Annotated in this window: 13 protein-coding genes; 3 read left to right on the forward strand and 10 right to left on the reverse strand. The window is 47.6% G+C overall.

Annotated elements, in window-relative coordinates:
• Nucleotides 1–36: 36 nt before the first annotated feature.
• From MKY28_RS23100 to MKY28_RS23120, 5 genes are all read right to left on the reverse strand, one after another.
• Nucleotides 37–2,028 carry an alpha/beta fold hydrolase gene (locus MKY28_RS23100; protein ID WP_340019111.1) on the reverse strand — a complete coding sequence of 664 codons (1,992 nt, stop codon included), beginning with the start codon at nucleotides 2,026–2,028 and terminating at the stop codon, nucleotides 37–39.
• Between the two features lie 60 nt (nucleotides 2,029–2,088).
• Entirely contained in the window at nucleotides 2,089–2,655 is a 567-nt protein-coding gene (locus MKY28_RS23105) for a TetR/AcrR family transcriptional regulator (protein ID WP_036607516.1), read from the reverse strand.
• A 489-nt stretch (nucleotides 2,656–3,144) separates the two neighbouring features.
• Nucleotides 3,145–4,443 carry an ABC transporter substrate-binding protein gene (locus tag MKY28_RS23110; RefSeq protein WP_036607334.1) on the reverse strand — a complete coding sequence of 433 codons (1,299 nt, stop codon included), beginning with the start codon at nucleotides 4,441–4,443 and terminating at the stop codon, nucleotides 3,145–3,147.
• 641 nt (nucleotides 4,444–5,084) lie between these two features.
• Nucleotides 5,085–5,921 (reverse strand): carbohydrate ABC transporter permease, encoded by an 837-nt coding sequence (locus tag MKY28_RS23115; RefSeq protein ID WP_036607337.1) that lies wholly within the window; start codon nucleotides 5,919–5,921, stop codon nucleotides 5,085–5,087.
• Nucleotides 5,921–6,802, reverse strand: coding sequence for a carbohydrate ABC transporter permease (locus MKY28_RS23120; RefSeq protein WP_340937117.1), 882 nt, complete (start codon nucleotides 6,800–6,802; stop codon nucleotides 5,921–5,923). Before MKY28_RS23120 ends, MKY28_RS23115 begins: the two co-directional genes overlap by 1 nt.
• A 143-nt stretch (nucleotides 6,803–6,945) precedes the next feature.
• Between MKY28_RS23120 and MKY28_RS23125 the strand changes: the two genes are divergently transcribed.
• Together MKY28_RS23125 and MKY28_RS23130 are read left to right on the forward strand one after the other, a co-directional pair.
• Nucleotides 6,946–8,775: a sensor histidine kinase gene (locus MKY28_RS23125; protein ID WP_340937118.1), complete on the forward strand. Its 1,830-nt coding sequence runs from the start codon at nucleotides 6,946–6,948 to the stop codon at nucleotides 8,773–8,775.
• Nucleotides 8,776–8,780: 5 nt separating this feature from the next.
• Nucleotides 8,781–10,409, forward strand: a complete 1,629-nt coding sequence (locus tag MKY28_RS23130) for a response regulator (RefSeq protein WP_340937119.1) — start codon at nucleotides 8,781–8,783, stop codon at nucleotides 10,407–10,409.
• Nucleotides 10,410–10,484: 75 nt separating this feature from the next.
• On the opposite strand, the gene MKY28_RS23135 is transcribed toward MKY28_RS23130, so the two are convergent.
• Together MKY28_RS23135 and MKY28_RS23140 are read right to left on the reverse strand one after the other, a co-directional pair.
• Nucleotides 10,485–10,679 (reverse strand): hypothetical protein, encoded by a 195-nt coding sequence (locus MKY28_RS23135; protein ID WP_036672096.1) that lies wholly within the window; start codon nucleotides 10,677–10,679, stop codon nucleotides 10,485–10,487.
• A gap of 72 nt (nucleotides 10,680–10,751) precedes the next feature.
• On the reverse strand, nucleotides 10,752–11,717 hold the full coding sequence (locus tag MKY28_RS23140; RefSeq protein WP_340937121.1) for an arsenic resistance protein: 966 nt from the start codon (nucleotides 11,715–11,717) through the stop codon (nucleotides 10,752–10,754).
• Nucleotides 11,718–11,941: 224 nt separating this feature from the next.
• Here MKY28_RS23140 and MKY28_RS23145 point away from each other — a divergent pair, with 224 nt between their 5' ends.
• Nucleotides 11,942–12,700 (forward strand): tryptophan-rich sensory protein, encoded by a 759-nt coding sequence (locus MKY28_RS23145; protein WP_017690869.1) that lies wholly within the window; start codon nucleotides 11,942–11,944, stop codon nucleotides 12,698–12,700.
• 117 nt (nucleotides 12,701–12,817) lie between these two features.
• Here the strand turns inward: MKY28_RS23145 and MKY28_RS23150 are convergent, their stop codons facing one another.
• From MKY28_RS23150 to MKY28_RS23160, 3 genes are all read right to left on the reverse strand, one after another.
• Nucleotides 12,818–13,192 (reverse strand): RidA family protein, encoded by a 375-nt coding sequence (locus tag MKY28_RS23150; protein ID WP_340937122.1) that lies wholly within the window; start codon nucleotides 13,190–13,192, stop codon nucleotides 12,818–12,820.
• A gap of 148 nt (nucleotides 13,193–13,340) precedes the next feature.
• Complete coding sequence (locus MKY28_RS23155) at nucleotides 13,341–13,997, reverse strand: oxidoreductase (RefSeq protein ID WP_445670934.1); 657 nt, start codon at nucleotides 13,995–13,997, stop codon at nucleotides 13,341–13,343.
• A 136-nt stretch (nucleotides 13,998–14,133) separates the two neighbouring features.
• Nucleotides 14,134–15,291 (reverse strand): MFS transporter, encoded by a 1,158-nt coding sequence (locus tag MKY28_RS23160; protein WP_235193865.1) that lies wholly within the window; start codon nucleotides 15,289–15,291, stop codon nucleotides 14,134–14,136.
• Nucleotides 15,292–15,310: the final 19 nt, after the last annotated feature.

The raw sequence follows: 15,310 nt of genomic DNA on the forward strand, positions 1-15,310 counted from the left end.
AATTGGCACGGGATTCCTGCATGTCCAAACCTGAACTCACCTCAAGGTATCGGCCCATTCGGCGAGGATTGCAGCTGTTTCCTTATACTGAGTCGTCGGAAAGTAATGTCCATAGGGTACATCTATTCGTTTGACCTGTGAGTTCATATCCTGGGGATAGTGATATTCCCGATCTTGATTGGCCCATACAACTAATGAATTCTTGGCATAATGCTGACTTTCCATTTTCGCCCACAACGTTGATCTGGCGCCTTTCCTCTGACCCGAGTGGATCCACCGCAACAATTCCGCATTCGCTCCCGCAATTCGAGGGGATTGGAGACTGGAACGTATTCTCTTGCCCATGGTATGGGCCATAACACTGCTGTCGCCTACGCCGCTATGTGAACTGAACATTTGATTCCAACTTTTCTCCGATCTGCCACGCAGCAGGGAGCGCATCACCCCTCTTGGCAAACGGGAGACCCATCTTAGCACATTCGGATTCGAATTGTTGGCAACTGGCTGAAGCAAACCTAACCGAATGTTTGTCCGCCCGCTACGCATCTGTGCCTCAGCTGCAATAGCAGCCCCTATCGAATGCCCCACCAGCTTCACCGGACCTTCAAACTCACCAAGAGCCGTAAGCAGTGCATCCACCTGACCTTCAAACGCTTCATCCCCCTGATGCACCGGGGACCGTCCGAATCCAGCGAGATCGATTAACCATACCGGGTTCCCCGTCCGGTCCCTAAGCTGTTTTCCTAACGGTAACATCTCATCCGCAGATTGAAGCAAACCATGTACAATAATCCAAGGCTCTCCCTCACCCTCCCAACCAAGCATAGCCATATTTCCACTTCGAGACCGAATATAATCTGTCGGAAAATCCTCAGGTAACGGCGTATACCGAAAACGATAGTCTAGATCGGCTGTAACCAGCGGAAGCTGTTCCCGGATGTCCGGCCAGGATTGCCCCATACGTGTGAACAGAGCCTCCGTCTCTTCAACCGGGAATGACCTGTTGGTAATAAAAGCAACCGACTCCGCTGGAACACCACTGATGCGTGAACCACCTAACTTCATGATCCATTGAATCCATGGTAGTGGCACAGCCCCTTTGGGCTTGGGTACGTCCAATTGCTGCGCCAAGAGTTGCAGCAGTTCCTTCATATTGGGACTGTCTTCCTTCCGCGCCAACAGTGGATAAGTTCCTCCGACTGGAGCAGCTTCCCTGGATAGAAAAACAAGCGTCTGTGCAACAATGTCATTCTCCACAAGCGGTAACCAATAGGATGAACCTCCCGGCACTACCGGCATAAGTCCTTTCTGAATCGCCTGAATGAGCAGCCCAATCCCACCCGTTTGCTCGGTTTCACCGGTGGGACGTGGTCCAACCACTGTGCTCGGATTTACAACGGATAAGGGATAGTGATGCTGTTCTGCATGCTCGCGAATAAGCAGATCGGCATGAAACTTCATCTCTTCATATGCACTTTCATTGTTATCCACATGCTCAACCTGTAGATAATTCCCCTGTTCATTTCGCTCTCCATAAGGACTCATATAACCAACAACGTGGATAAAGTGTCTCAATCCATGAGTACGGTGGATTTCCTGTGCAAGCTGCGCCACTTCTCTGGCCCCGTTCATAAATATCTGCTCGGCTACTGTTCGTCCCAAAGTGACGTCCATCGTTCCTCCCGCATGCATGATCACATTCGCTTCAAGAGCACGCTCCCGATCTGGTGCAGTAAGGCCAAGACCCGAAATGGACAAATCACCTTTAATAAAGGTAATCCGGTCGAAATCCTTCACTCCATAAGCCTTCAGCACAGTTCTGGCTCGCTGTTCCGAACGAACCAGCAAGAGCAATTGTGCGTCTCCCTGCGTGAGTTGTTTGACCGTTTCTTTGCCGATAAAACCTGTGCTTCCTGTCATAAAAATGGTGTTACTTTCCATATCAGACTTACTCATTAGCTGATTCATGTTTGTTGAATGTGCTGCTGTGTTTTCTTCATTGGATACACGGTTAGTATGTACAATCATTGTGTTACGGCTCCTTTTAGTACTATATAGTACTAGTTACATTCAAAAAAAGAGCTTCGATTAACGAAGCATCTGACAAAACGTACGTGCCGATTGTTCTATAATCCCAACATCACGGGCAGTTCCTGCTAGGATTAGTGAACCCTCCAGTGCTGCAATAAACAACAACGCAGCCGGTCCCGGTTCGATCTCTTTGCGAAATTCACCGCGATCCAAACCTTGCTGAAACAACTTCTCCACCATAGGTCTAAGCTCACGAAAGAATCTGGATATGCTTTCCTTCACTTGGGGTGCACTGTCCGGTGTCTGCATATATAACGTAACAAAAGGACAGCTCCCTTCGTAATTTCGACCCTCAATACCTGCCGACAGTAATGCCATAAACGAGTAGATACGCTCCTCCACTCCTCGCTCACGCTGACTGAGCAGCAGATACAGCTCCGACTCATACTGGGCAATCCAGTATTGAACCACGGCCTGGAGCAGTTCCTCCTTGTTTTTAAAATGATAATAAATATTTGACTTGGATACCCCACTCACTCGCACGACTTCATCCATGCTAACGTAGCTGTACCCCTGACGCAGAAATAATTGTGCCGCCACTTCAACTGCCTTGGTCCGGTTCACCGGATTGGTACTCTTGGATTTGGCGGGTCCCGTGTTCATTTTTTGATTTGTCATATTTAGAACTATACAGTACTAGTAAGATGAAAACAAGTATTTCTGTTAACAAAAGAGGATCTCCCACTCCAACTACTCCATACTTGTCCACATTTAGAGTGTTATACACACAGGATATCCACATATAGTATTAACTCTGTGTTAAATATGTCATTAGATCGTTAAACTGCTTTTGGGTTATCCACATTTCAGGAATATAGCTGACTTTGAACTTTTCAGAGAGCGCTATTGGCTCCTCGGAAAACAAAAACAGGTTTGCCAGAATAAGATTTCTGGCAAACCTGTTTCCAATTGACTTATATATTCGATAGACTAACTTTTTCTTTGGTAACCTGTGGATACTAGTTAATGTGGAGAACCACCCTAAATTGAAGCTTCGGTCGGATCATCCTTTTTAATCAATATGACCAGATAGTATACCGTCCATGATCTGGATTATTTTTTCAGACTATCCCAGTTCTGTTGCAATGCGTCGAGCAATCCGGCTTTATCCGATTTGCCTGCAACGTAAGCCTGAATTGTGCTGCCATACTCTTGTGGAACCCCTTCAGGGAAACGGTTGAAGTTCCAGCTGAGTGTTTTATTTTCCTGGCTATACTTCATGATCTCTGTGGCGAGGTCACCCAGATCCTCTTCGGATGCCGTGATGGAACTGAACGCCGGAATGAATTTGAATTCTTTCGTCATGTATTGTTTCCCGATATCCGAAGTTACGAGCCACTCCAAAAACTCTTTTGCTTCCGGTTTCACTTGAGAGTTCTTGTTCACAACCCAATAGTTCGGTACACCGACAAATAATTTGTCATTAGGTTCATTGTTAATTGGCATTGGCAGGATACCCAGATTCAGATCCGGATCGATTCCATCGATCTGTACTTGAGTCCAGTTCCCTTGTTGCATCATCGCCGCTTCTCCACTCGCAAACAACGTAACTTGCGTATTGTAGTCGGTTGTCAGCGGGTTTTTGTTGCTGTATTTCAGCGTTAAGTCGAGCAAGTTGATCCAGTCGGCGAACACTTGGTTGCCAGGAATTTTCTCCGTACTTTCGTTGAGTCCCTGGATGAATTTCACCGGATCTGCCTGATTTGCAAATGCGACGTTTACGTTATGATTGCCCAGCACCCACCACTCCTGATATCCGTTCGAGAAAGGCGTAATGCCCGCGGCTTGAAGTTTCTGTGCAGCTTGATCCAATTGTTCCAGTGTCGTTGGAATTTCAGTAATACCTGCTTTTTGGAAGAGGTCTTTGTTATAAATGAAACCATAACCCTCCAGCGCGAGCGGCTGTCCGTAGAGCTTACCGTCTTTGGTCATTGGCTCTTTGGCTACTTCGAGTGCATCCTTGGCCCATGATTCTCCAGACAGATCTTCCAGATATTCAAGCCATGTATCCAGCTCACGATAACCACCTACGTTGAAAATGTCCGGTTGTTCGCCAGCGGCAAACTTGGCTTTTAATGCAGCACCGTAGTCACTGCCGCCACCTACAGTCTGAATGTCCAGTTTGACGCCTGGATGGGAGGATTCATATTCCGCTTTGAGACGATTGAGCGCTTCTGCAATTTCGACTTTGAATTGGAAGATTTTAATGGTTTTATCTCCAGCAGCAGCCTCGCCACCACCTTGAGCATCCGTGTTGACCGGACTGCCACTCTTGTCTCCATTGCCACAACCCGCGAGCATTACCGAAAAAGCAATCAGCATAAGCAACGTCAACTTGGTCATTCTTTTCATACATACACTCTCCCTATAGTAGTTTCAGTATAACAGTTCCACTAATGAATATTTACACTGGCACTCCGATGACAGAATAACCTTCCCTTGAAGCGTGTTTTCATTCTAACGAACCGAGCGCACGTTATTCGCACCTATTTGCACAGGTTCCCATTATAACGAATCACAGCGACGTTATTTCGTCGATTTGGTCGAATTTTAAGCCTCTGACGCTGTTTTGTAACCGAATAACGTTTCAGAGATTCGTTACAATTTGTATTCCTTGATTATCCACCTATTAAGATGCGCTGGATTCGTTAGCGCTTTGAAAAAGGAGCATACCATCACTCTGTACAAAAAGTTCCTGGCTCTACAAGCGTCTTTCTTGGTCTTTTCTCTTTATCGGTCTTTTCTCTTTATTGCTCTTTTCCCCAGGAGTCATGCCCAAGCTATGCGGGCATGACTCCCTTTGCACACCTCCATGCGAGGTGGGAGCAAAGGGATCAGGATGCGATGGAGGAGCGGAGCGTTCGCCTTTGATACTCGGTGGCTTCCTTGCCCTAATACATTCAGGCCACCGAGGAGCAACAGCGACCGAAAGCGCAACTTGATCCCGCGGCGACCTGCACTCGCACTCCGCCACAGCGACCCTTCCCTCGCACTCACCCTTTAACTGATCCAGCCGTAATCCCCTGAATGATGTACTTCTGCATCAGCAGGAAGAAGATAATGATCGGCATAATACCGAGCACAAGTGCCGGCAAAGCCAGATCCCATTGCTTCGTATATTGACCGAAGAGTGCAAAGGTCGCAATTGGGATCGTACGCAGGTTGGAGCTTTGCAGGATCAGGGATGGAAGCAGATAATCATTCCAGATCCAGAGTGTGTTCAGAATGATGACGGTTACATACATCGGTTTCATGAGCGGAAATACGATACGGAAGAACACTCCGTAGACCGAGCTTCCATCCACACGAGCCGCTTCCTCAATCTCCAGTGGGACGGATTTTACGAATCCGTGGAACAGGAAGACAGACATCGGTGCCCCGAAACCGAGATAACAGATAATGAGGCCGCCAAGGCTGTCGATCAATCCCAGATTACTGGTTACAGTAACGAGTGGAATCATGATAGACTGGAACGGAATCACCATCGCGGCAATGAACATGCCGAACAAAATACGGTTGAACCGGGTATCGCTGCGGACCATTCGGTACGCGGCCATGGAACTGATCAGCACAAGCAACAGATTGCTGACCACAGTAACGATAAGCGAGTTCATCAGCGCGGACGGGAAGTTAATTTTCTCCCAAGCGTTAGCATAATTGCCCCACTGAAATACTTCCGGCCATGCAGCCGAATTGGTGAGTAGATCACCGAAGGTTTTGACCGAATTCACAAACAGGAAGTAAAACGGAACCAGGAATAAAAGTCCAAGGAGTACCATGACAATCTCGGTTACAATGGTACTGAAGCGGTAATTTTTCGTCGTCTCCATTAGGCTTCTACCTCCTTGCTCTTCGTCAGACGTACCTGAATCATGGTGATGATGGCAACGATTAGGAAGAACACGAGCGCTTTGGCGGTTCCGATGCCATATCTGTTATTCACAAAGGCTTCATTGTAAATATTAAGTGCAACCGACTCTGTCGATCCGAACGGTCCACCTTTGGTCAGTGACAGATTGAGATCGAACATTTTGAATGACCAGGAGATCGCCAGGAACAGACAGATCGTTACACCTGGCATAATGAGCGGAAGAATGATGCTCCGCAGTACCTGCCAGCGACTTGCGCCATCAATCTCGGCGGCTTCCAGCAGATCAGGGGATACATTTGTCAGAGATGAGATGTAGATAACCATCAGATATCCTGCGGTCTGCCATACAAACACAATCACGATTCCCCAGAAGGCGGTTGGTTCGTCTCCCAGCCAAGGAAGGTTGAAGAAGGACCAGCCGGTTACATCGCCTACTGCTGAAAACCCTTTCACAAATATGAACTGCCAGATAAAGCCGAGCAACAACCCACCGATCACGTTAGGCATAAAAAAGATCGTACGCAGAATGTTTCTCGTCTTGAGCGGTTTGGTCAGAAAATACGCCAGGAAAAAACCAATCACATTGGTCAGTACCACACCAACCACGGTGAAGCGCACCGTAAACCAAAACGCCGTTTGGAACTTGGGATCATTCGCAAACACATGCACGAAGTTATCAAACCCTACCCAATTAATGTTCTCGGATACCCCGTTCCAATCCGTGAAGGAATACACCATGCCAAGCAGGAAAGGGACCACGATGATGAGAATAAAAAACACGATGGAGGGACCCACGAACACAAGCTGCTGTAACAGCTGTGAAGATTTGCGATGCTTCATATCGTTCTCCCCTTCTATAGATGGATGAAATTGGTCTCTTTTTCTATTAAACCCCATTATCGCCGAGGGAAACACCGACCCTTGTGAACAGTTGGGGGTAAAATATTGTCCTCTCTTAACCTGCAACCAGAAGGGGTGTTCCGATGTCCAAATACTACAGTATACGCACCAAATTGATTGCCTTTATGCTCATTGCTACCACCCTTCCGCTGCTCGCGTCGATCAGCATGACGTTTATCCAGACCAAGACAGCCCTACGGGAACAGGCTGTGGAAGAGAACAAACGCCTGATCTATCAAGCTTCCACCAATCTCAATAACTATGTGGATAACGTGGCCAGAGCGTCGCTCGCTGTGTATAACGACCCGAACTTTCTGCGTAACTTGGCAAAAATTCCTGGTGATTATCGTGCGGTGGCCGAAGTGTACACCACTTTGCAGACAATACGCGCCGCTGTGCCGGATGTATTCCAGCTGTATTTGCACTCTTTTGCCGCTAATCAATCCACCTTAATTACAAATCCCTTTCCAAAGCGGGAGGAACGCAAACAGGCCTATTCCGGCTCGCTTCATGGAAAAACAGGCGGTGACAGCCCGGATATCTGGGTGGAATCGGCCCACATGAGTCACACGTACGGATTCAAGGCCGCCTCCCCCGATGACCCTGCAAGAACAGTCATTACCCTGCATCGGGTGATCAAGGATATTCCGTCCACCGAGCGTCTGGGTGTACTCGCCATTGATCTGAATATGAATACCATTGCAGCGATAACTGGCAGGTTGTATGATCCGGCTAAGGAACAGATCTATGTGGTGGATGGTCAAAATCAGATCATTTACCAAGGCCGTTCCGAGGTCAACCATACGGATACACTACAAGAGGAAACGGCTAGTGAACTGAATATCGCACGATCTAGCGCAGGTACAGCCCAGAATGTCGCAGGACATTTTGAACAGGATCGTTCCATGTATGTATACCAGCAACTTGGCAGCACGTACGCTGACTGGACCATCGTCAAACAGATCCCAAATGAGACGTTATATGCCAGAGCGACCACACTCACGTGGAATAACGCGATGATTGCCATTGCAGCACTTGTATTGGTCATTGTTGCAACCTTGTTCATCTCCATCCGAATCACCGGTCCGCTCAAGCAACTCATGCGGTATATGAACCAGATTCAAGCCGGGCGTCTGCATGTGGATATCCATCTATCCAGCCGAGATGAATTCGGGGTGCTCGCTCGTCATTTCCGGGATATGATGGATACGGTAAATAATCTTATTTTGCGGGAATATCGACTCGAAATCGCCAATAAGACGAATCAACTCAAAGCGTTGCAAGCGCAGATTCATCCGCATTTTCTATATAACACACTGCAATCGATCGGTACACTTGCCCTTCAACAGCAGGGACAACGGGCGTATATACTACTCTCTAGCCTGTCCAAAATGCTGCGCTACAGCATGCGGGATCAGACCTGCGTGACCTTACGCGAAGAGGCGGAGCATGCCCGATTATATCTGGAACTACAGCAGGAGCGGTTTGGTGACCGCCTTGAGGTGGATTTGGATTTTGCCGAAGATACTCTATCTGTCGAAATGCCAAGAATGACGTTACAACCTTTAATTGAAAACTATTTCAAACATGGAGCAGATATTCAGCCTGGCAAAGGTCACATATCCCTATCCAGCCGCCGGATCAACGATCATTGGATTGAAATCGAACTGAATAATAACGGTCCCTCCATACCTGAAGAAAAATTACTGGAGATCTGCGGATGGCTACATCCAAGTCATACAACAACCGGGTTATCCACACAAGAATCCGACGAGTCTGAATCCATCGGTCTACGAAATGTAATACGCCGACTTCAATTGAACTCACATCCCGGTCACTCAGCCAGGCTTGAGATCAGCAATCGGGAACCCAATGGTGTGAAGATCACGGTTAAACTATACGCGGGAGAGTGAACAACATGAAGGCACTGCTTGTAGATGATGAAAAACATGTCCGCGATGCCATAAGGTTGCTTGGTCATTGGGAAGAGTTTGGCATTGATACATTACTTGAAGCAGCAGACGGGGATGAAGCCATCGCCGCCATCACGGCACATCAACCTCAAATCATACTCAGTGACATGCGGATGCCGGGCAAGGACGGTATGGCATTGCTTGAATGGATATCGGCTCATGCCCCACACAGCAAGGTGCTGGTTATCAGCGGATATGATGATTTTGAACTTGTGAGGCATGCAATCAGGCATGGTGGCATGGACTACCTCCTGAAACCTGTGGAAGCAGATGAGCTGAATGCATCTCTATTAAAGGCCGTTACAGCTTGGGTAGAGGAAGACGCCATTCGGATACAATCCACCAGGCAATCCATTGTTGTTAATCGAATGCGCCCCCACTACCAGGATCGTCTGCTCACCGAACTTGCCGTCGGAAGAGGCAGCAGCCCTTCACACATGCAGCGATTGCAGGATGAGTTAAATCTCCCCTGTCTAATCCCTGTCTGTAGTGTCGCTGTCACCAGCCTGTCCCATCTGGATGCAGATTGTCTGGCAAAATACCGCAGTCAACCGGACCTGCTTGTGTTCTCGGTGCTCAATATCTGTGCCGAGATGTTATCCACACCAGACGAAGGCGTAATGTTTCGTCAGTTGGATCAACCGGACGAGGTTGTTCTGCTGCATTGGGGTCCATCCACTTCATTGGAACATATTCTGGACAAGGTCAATCATGGATTGGAACAGACGATTCAGCGCCGGCTTCATTTTGGGATCTCCACCTGCGAGTCTTATCCTGGCGGAATCTCAGCGGCCTATCTGGAAGCAAGTTCAAGGCTGTGGCGACGTAATGCTGTGCAAATTAAACAGCGAATCCATGCCTCAGTGGAATCATCAAATGGGAATAAAATCAGGCGTTTAACCGCCCATGAAGAACCCCTGCGTATGGCAGCCATGAGTTGCCGGGCTTCCAGTGTATCTGCTGCGGTCGCCGAGTGGCTTGACCCGATTACTGATCTTGCGGTTGTCAGTGCTGAGCAGATCCAGCAATGGATCGATGAGCTGGAATGGATGCTGAGCCGCTGGCTTGATGATACGGCAGGTTCGTCATTCAAAGAGGAAGAAGTGACGGAGGAACAGTCTATTCCCTTTGCCGAGTTACCTTTGGACGCTGAAGGATTGTTATCCCTCCCCCTGCTTCGTTCATCATTGGAACAACGACTGCTTGCGGCCGGTAAGGCGCTCACCGCTCATCACCACGCCAATCCTGATCCCATGAGTGAGATTGCACGTTATATGGACGCCCATTATCAGGAGGACCTGTCCTTACAGCAGATTGCCGCACGTTTCTATCTGAGCCGGGAGTATATCTCACGCAAATTCAAACAGCAATTTGGTCTGAACTGGTCGGAATATCTGGGCAAACTGCGAATCAACAACGCCAAGCTGTTACTGCAAAATCCTTCCCTGCGTGTCGCCAAAATCTCGGAGATGGTTGGATTCCAGGATGAAAAGTATTTCAGCAAAGTGTTCAAAAAGATGGAAGGCATCACGCCAGCGGAATATCGTAAAACATTATTGGAGGCTGGAACGTAGGAGCTTCAACTCAAAAAGGACCCCCAACGGAGTCCTTTTTTGCTGTTTATTTTGGAACACGAAAATTAGCCTATATCATGACGATTTGTTGGCTCTTTCTTTTCTAAGATAGGATACGATCCGAAAGATTGCAGCTACAGCTATACCCAAGTAGAGATAATAAACTTTATTTCCCGTTGTATGAGCTGCTATGGGAAAAAAGACTACGATGAATGGTACCAGTGCAATATCCAGGTAGAACATGATCTTCCGGTAAGTAAGGATACTCATAACCCCCTTTTATTTACCAAAAATGGTTTTATTAATTATATTAGATCATAACATATATACACCCTAGTACGCTCACCGATCCCGCAAAATCACCGCAGGTACAAGTCGAACGTAGACTATCTCCCCTGCAAGCTCCACCATCGTCTGTGTAACAATAACAGCCGCAGCAATGGTTGCCCATTCTGGTGGGAGTGCCAGCGCTAGCGGCAGAACAACCAGCGAATTCCGTGTGGCTGAACTGAAAATCAACGCCCGCCCGGCGGCTGGATTCAATCGAAACCCCTTAGCAATGATCCGAGATATCCAAGGCATAATGATCAGAAAAGAAACGTAGATCGGGATCACGTTCACGATAATCGCCATATCATTGTAGACTTTGCCAATCTGGGAAGCGACAACCACGATCAGCGCAAGTGCCATCATCGGAACCGGGAGCCATGCCGTCCCATTCATGACCCGCTCCCCGCTCACCTTACCTCTGGAGAAAACTTGTGTAACAACAGCGAGCAGCAGTGGAATAACGATCAGGAACAGAAAAGCCTCTACAAACGGCCCTACCTGCATGATCTGCGCCACCTCGGTACCCATCAATAGCCATAAATAAAACGGTAACAGTATCATTTGTATAACAAATAAAATAGGTGTTGCGGCGAGCATCAGTTTCTCATTGCCCCTGCCCAGCTGCGTGAACACGATGACATAATCAATACAGGGCGTTAACAGTACCAGATAGACTCCGATCAGAACGCCTGGCGATTGCGGAAAGACAAGTGTGAGCACCCATACAACTACAGGTACTACGATAAAATTAGCCACCAGTAGCGCCACCATAAATCGAAGATTCGACCAGGACTCTTTTAACTGTAAAAAGGGAATCTGTACAAACATGCTGTATAACAGAACGGCAAGAACCGGGGACACGGTGTAGTGTAAAAAATTCCCCCATACCGGATTACTCAGCCCTATCGCTGCTCCTAAGAACAATGCAACTACATAGAACCAGGCTTGCTGTTGCTCCATCGTTTCTCTTGTGAGCATTCTCTTCCTCCTCTTCTAGTGGGACATCGTGGGCATGGACATATTCCTGCTTCGTTTCGCGTACATTGGGACAGAGTACCATCCAACATAGCAGCTGAGCACAAGGATCTGAAAGGACAACTTGTGAATTTTTTGCGGCTGTTATTAGAATGTGCAAGAACTGGGTATATTCATTGTAGACTGACCCGTGGTTCATTCATTCGTTAAACCAAGGAGGAAACACAATGTCACGTAACAATCCGTACAAGTGGTTAAACGCCATTGGTTTTATCGCTGTAATTATCGTGAACTATCTCTCCAACGCTCTGCCGATCGGGGGCAAGACCAATAAAGAAGTATCGGATATGTATCCTGTGCTGCTCACACCTTCTGGCTATGCCTTCTCTATATGGGGTCTGATCTACTTGCTGTTGGCAGGGTTTGTGATCTATCAGTTCGTGCCCGCTTCCTGGAAAAGGGATTCGATTACCCGTCTCGGGTATTGGTTTCTGGCAAGCTGTGCCTTTAACGTCGCCTGGATTTTTGCTTTTCAAAACTTGCAGACCGGTCTCGCTTTACTGATTATTGTACTGCTTCTGTTGTGCCTGATCATGCTGTATGTAAAAACACGTACCATTACGGTTCCAACCACTGCTGAGATCTGGCTTGTGAAGCTGCCATTCAGCATCTATCTCGGATGGATTAGCGTGGCAACGATTGTCAATGCAGCTGTACTGTTATATAAAATTGGCTGGGATGGTTTTGGTATCAGCGAACCAACCTGGACGATCATCATGCTGATTGTGGGTATGGTGCTGGCTGTACTCGTTAGCTTCCGTTATCGCGATAGCATATACCCACTTGTATTCACATGGGCGTATATCGCCATTGCACTTAAACAAAAGGATGTCACTTCCGTATATTATACGGCAATCATCATTGCGATCGTACTGGCCATCTACGCGGTATGGCTGTTCTTCGCCCGTAATCAGGATCGCGATTGAGTAGTTTCCATCATATATAACGCTTAAATATAACGAAAAAACATAAGCAAAAAGCCGATTCTGGTCATTCGACCTGAAATCGGCTTTTTATGTATACCACAGCGAATGAAGGTTGTCCTATTTCAGAGCAATAACTTCAATCTCCACCAATGCATCTTTTGGCAAACGAGCAACTTCTACTGCACTGCGTGCAGGGTACGGCTGTTCAAAGAACGTGCTATACACTTCATTCACAGGAACAAAATCGTTCATGTCCTTCAGGAACACCGTCGTTTTCACGATTTTATCCATACTTGTACCTGCTGCTTCAAGGATAGCCCTCACATTGCTCAAAGACAGACGTGTCTGCTCCTGTACATCTGCGCCGAATTCTCCCGTTTGAGGATTCAGGCCAAGCTGTCCGGAAGTGTAGATGAAATCGCCTGCATCAACGGCTTGACTGTATGGACCAATGGCGCCTGGCGCCTGATCGGTAGAGATTGGTTTTTTCATGGACGAGTTCTCCTTCATGTTCGTTATCCTGCTGCCGTATGGAGTCAGGGTTCGAACTCATTTTTGTTGCCTATTATACCACGATCTACCTCAAGCGAGAAACGCTCCTCCCTATCCACATGAAGTAAACAGCTCGTTCAAAGGTTTCTTAGCCCCCGTCCACACCAAGGACATGAATGACTTCATTCGAATACACATGGTTTCCTTTGGCTTGCACCAACGCAATATTTGTCATGGCCTGTGCAATGGTTGCGGCGTGGACCGCCCGGTATTTGTCCGCTCTGCCTTTCATCCAGCGATCCAGAAACTTCATGGCATGGGCAGCCATCTGCTCACCAAACCGCTTCTCGTTTCGATCTCCCAGAATTAAGGAAGGGCGGAAGATATGCAATGACGGAAAACCGATATCGGACAATGCATCCTCCATTTCCCCTTTGGTCCGACTGTAAAAGACCCGGGAACCTGCACTTGCTCCCATGGAGGAGATCACCAGCATCTGTAATACACCATGTTGCTTCGCAATCGTAGCTGCACGAACCGGGTAATGATAGTCCACCTGACGGAAATTGTCCTGACTGCCTGCTTTTTTGATCGTTGTACCCAAACAACAGTACAGGTCATCGATTCCGTCGAATAAGTGGTCGTGGCTCTCCAGCTGTTCCCAATCCACCACATGCTGTTCCAGTTTGGGATGTTGCAGCTCAAGCGGACGTCTAACCAGAACGCGAACCAGGCTGTATGCCGGGTGCTCCAGCAGATTCTGAACCAGTAATTCGCCTACAAGCCCGGTGGCTCCAATCACCATGGCTTTCCGTTCGAGACGATTCAAATACATCCCTCCACTTCGCCATCTTTTTTGAAGTCATACCAGATACATATGATCAATCTAAATATTTACAAGGTTGTTCTGTCATCGAAGTGCCCGTGTAAATATTCAATATCTATTTTAACAGTACACGACGTCCAAGGGTAAATGTCAGAATCAGCATCACGACACCAACCCCCATCTGAAATCCATAGGCTGAGATCCAGGCCAGCGCATCGGACCAGGTTTCCATCTTTTCATACAACCAGCCACCCAACAACGGCCCGAGAAACGAAGTGACTCCGGTCAGAGCCGAATACACCGCGACAAACATCGGTCTTTCACTTTTGGGTGTGTCTCCGATCGTAAAGTTAAATGCCAGCTGGTTGAATCCACCTACACCGATCCCAAGGAAAATATGAGATAAAAATAGTGCGATCAATACGGGCATGAACGACATTAACCCCCACGACAAACAGGAGAGTGCAATGACTGGCAATGTCCAAAATAGGAGGGTTTTGTTGCTGAATCTGGCATTCAGATTGCCCCAGACATAGAAACCGGCCATCATAACCAGCGTCTGGACTACCGTGATCAGGGATACCGTCTGATAATTGATGTTCAATAAATCGAGCATAACATAGGAATAAAGCGGAACAATCAAGGTCTGGATCAATAACCATGAAGCCAGGAACAGCGTTGCTTTCAGGAAAGAACGATCCTGGAACGGCTTGATGAACATGCGCCAGAAAACCTTTTCGGTAGAACGTTCAAAGGGAACGTCCGGATAGAAAAAATAGATGACTGTATTGGCAATAGCACATATCCACACCGGAATAAACAGGATCAGAAAGCCCATTTCTCCAGGGTAACGATCCAAAACAATACCGCCTGCAAATAAGCATACGCTTCCAAGAGCATTCAGAATCGTATTTCGAATTCCAAAATAACGCCCTCTCACCTTAGCAGGTACGATATCGCCAATCAGTGAAGTCCAGATCATACCGCCGATGGTATTTGATATAAAAGCAACCGTATACACGCCAATATATACACTTACCCACCACTCTTTGGGGAATATAAACGGGATCAGTCCCGTTGCACTCCACAAGATGCGATGTGTGCCCACAAATAACAGCAGCATGCGTTTACGGCTGCGAATACGCTGCATCCAGTAAGCTGCTCCGATCTGGGCAATGTTCACAAACGTCGTAATCGCGAGCACAAAGCCGATATGTCTCGACCCGGCCCCAAGGTACAGCAGAAATCCGGTTAAAAATGGGCCTCCCAGCAAGGTCTGTAAAATAATTGCC

It is taken from the genome of Paenibacillus sp. FSL R5-0473, from assembly GCF_038004565.1.
Classification (GTDB): Bacteria; Bacillota; Bacilli; order Paenibacillales; family Paenibacillaceae; genus Paenibacillus; species Paenibacillus amylolyticus.

Excerpts from the sequence above, each read along its gene's own strand:
- MKY28_RS23100 (WP_340019111.1), bottom strand. The coding sequence starts at position 2,028 with ATGATTGTACATACTAACCGTGTATCCAATGAAGAAAACACAGCAGCA.
- MKY28_RS23110 (WP_036607334.1), bottom strand. The coding sequence starts at position 4,443 with ATGAAAAGAATGACCAAGTTGACGTTGCTTATGCTGATTGCTTTTTCG.
- MKY28_RS23115 (WP_036607337.1), bottom strand. The coding sequence starts at position 5,921 with ATGGAGACGACGAAAAATTACCGCTTCAGTACCATTGTAACCGAGATT.
- MKY28_RS23120 (WP_340937117.1), bottom strand. The coding sequence starts at position 6,802 with ATGAAGCATCGCAAATCTTCACAGCTGTTACAGCAGCTTGTGTTCGTG.
- MKY28_RS23125 (WP_340937118.1), top strand. The coding sequence starts at position 6,946 with ATGTCCAAATACTACAGTATACGCACCAAATTGATTGCCTTTATGCTC.
- MKY28_RS23130 (WP_340937119.1), top strand. The coding sequence starts at position 8,781 with ATGAAGGCACTGCTTGTAGATGATGAAAAACATGTCCGCGATGCCATA.
- MKY28_RS23135 (WP_036672096.1), bottom strand. The coding sequence starts at position 10,679 with ATGAGTATCCTTACTTACCGGAAGATCATGTTCTACCTGGATATTGCA.
- MKY28_RS23140 (WP_340937121.1), bottom strand. The coding sequence starts at position 11,717 with ATGCTCACAAGAGAAACGATGGAGCAACAGCAAGCCTGGTTCTATGTA.
- MKY28_RS23145 (WP_017690869.1), top strand. The coding sequence starts at position 11,942 with ATGTCACGTAACAATCCGTACAAGTGGTTAAACGCCATTGGTTTTATC.
- MKY28_RS23150 (WP_340937122.1), bottom strand. The coding sequence starts at position 13,192 with ATGAAAAAACCAATCTCTACCGATCAGGCGCCAGGCGCCATTGGTCCA.
- MKY28_RS23155 (WP_445670934.1), bottom strand. The coding sequence starts at position 13,997 with ATGGTGATTGGAGCCACCGGGCTTGTAGGCGAATTACTGGTTCAGAAT.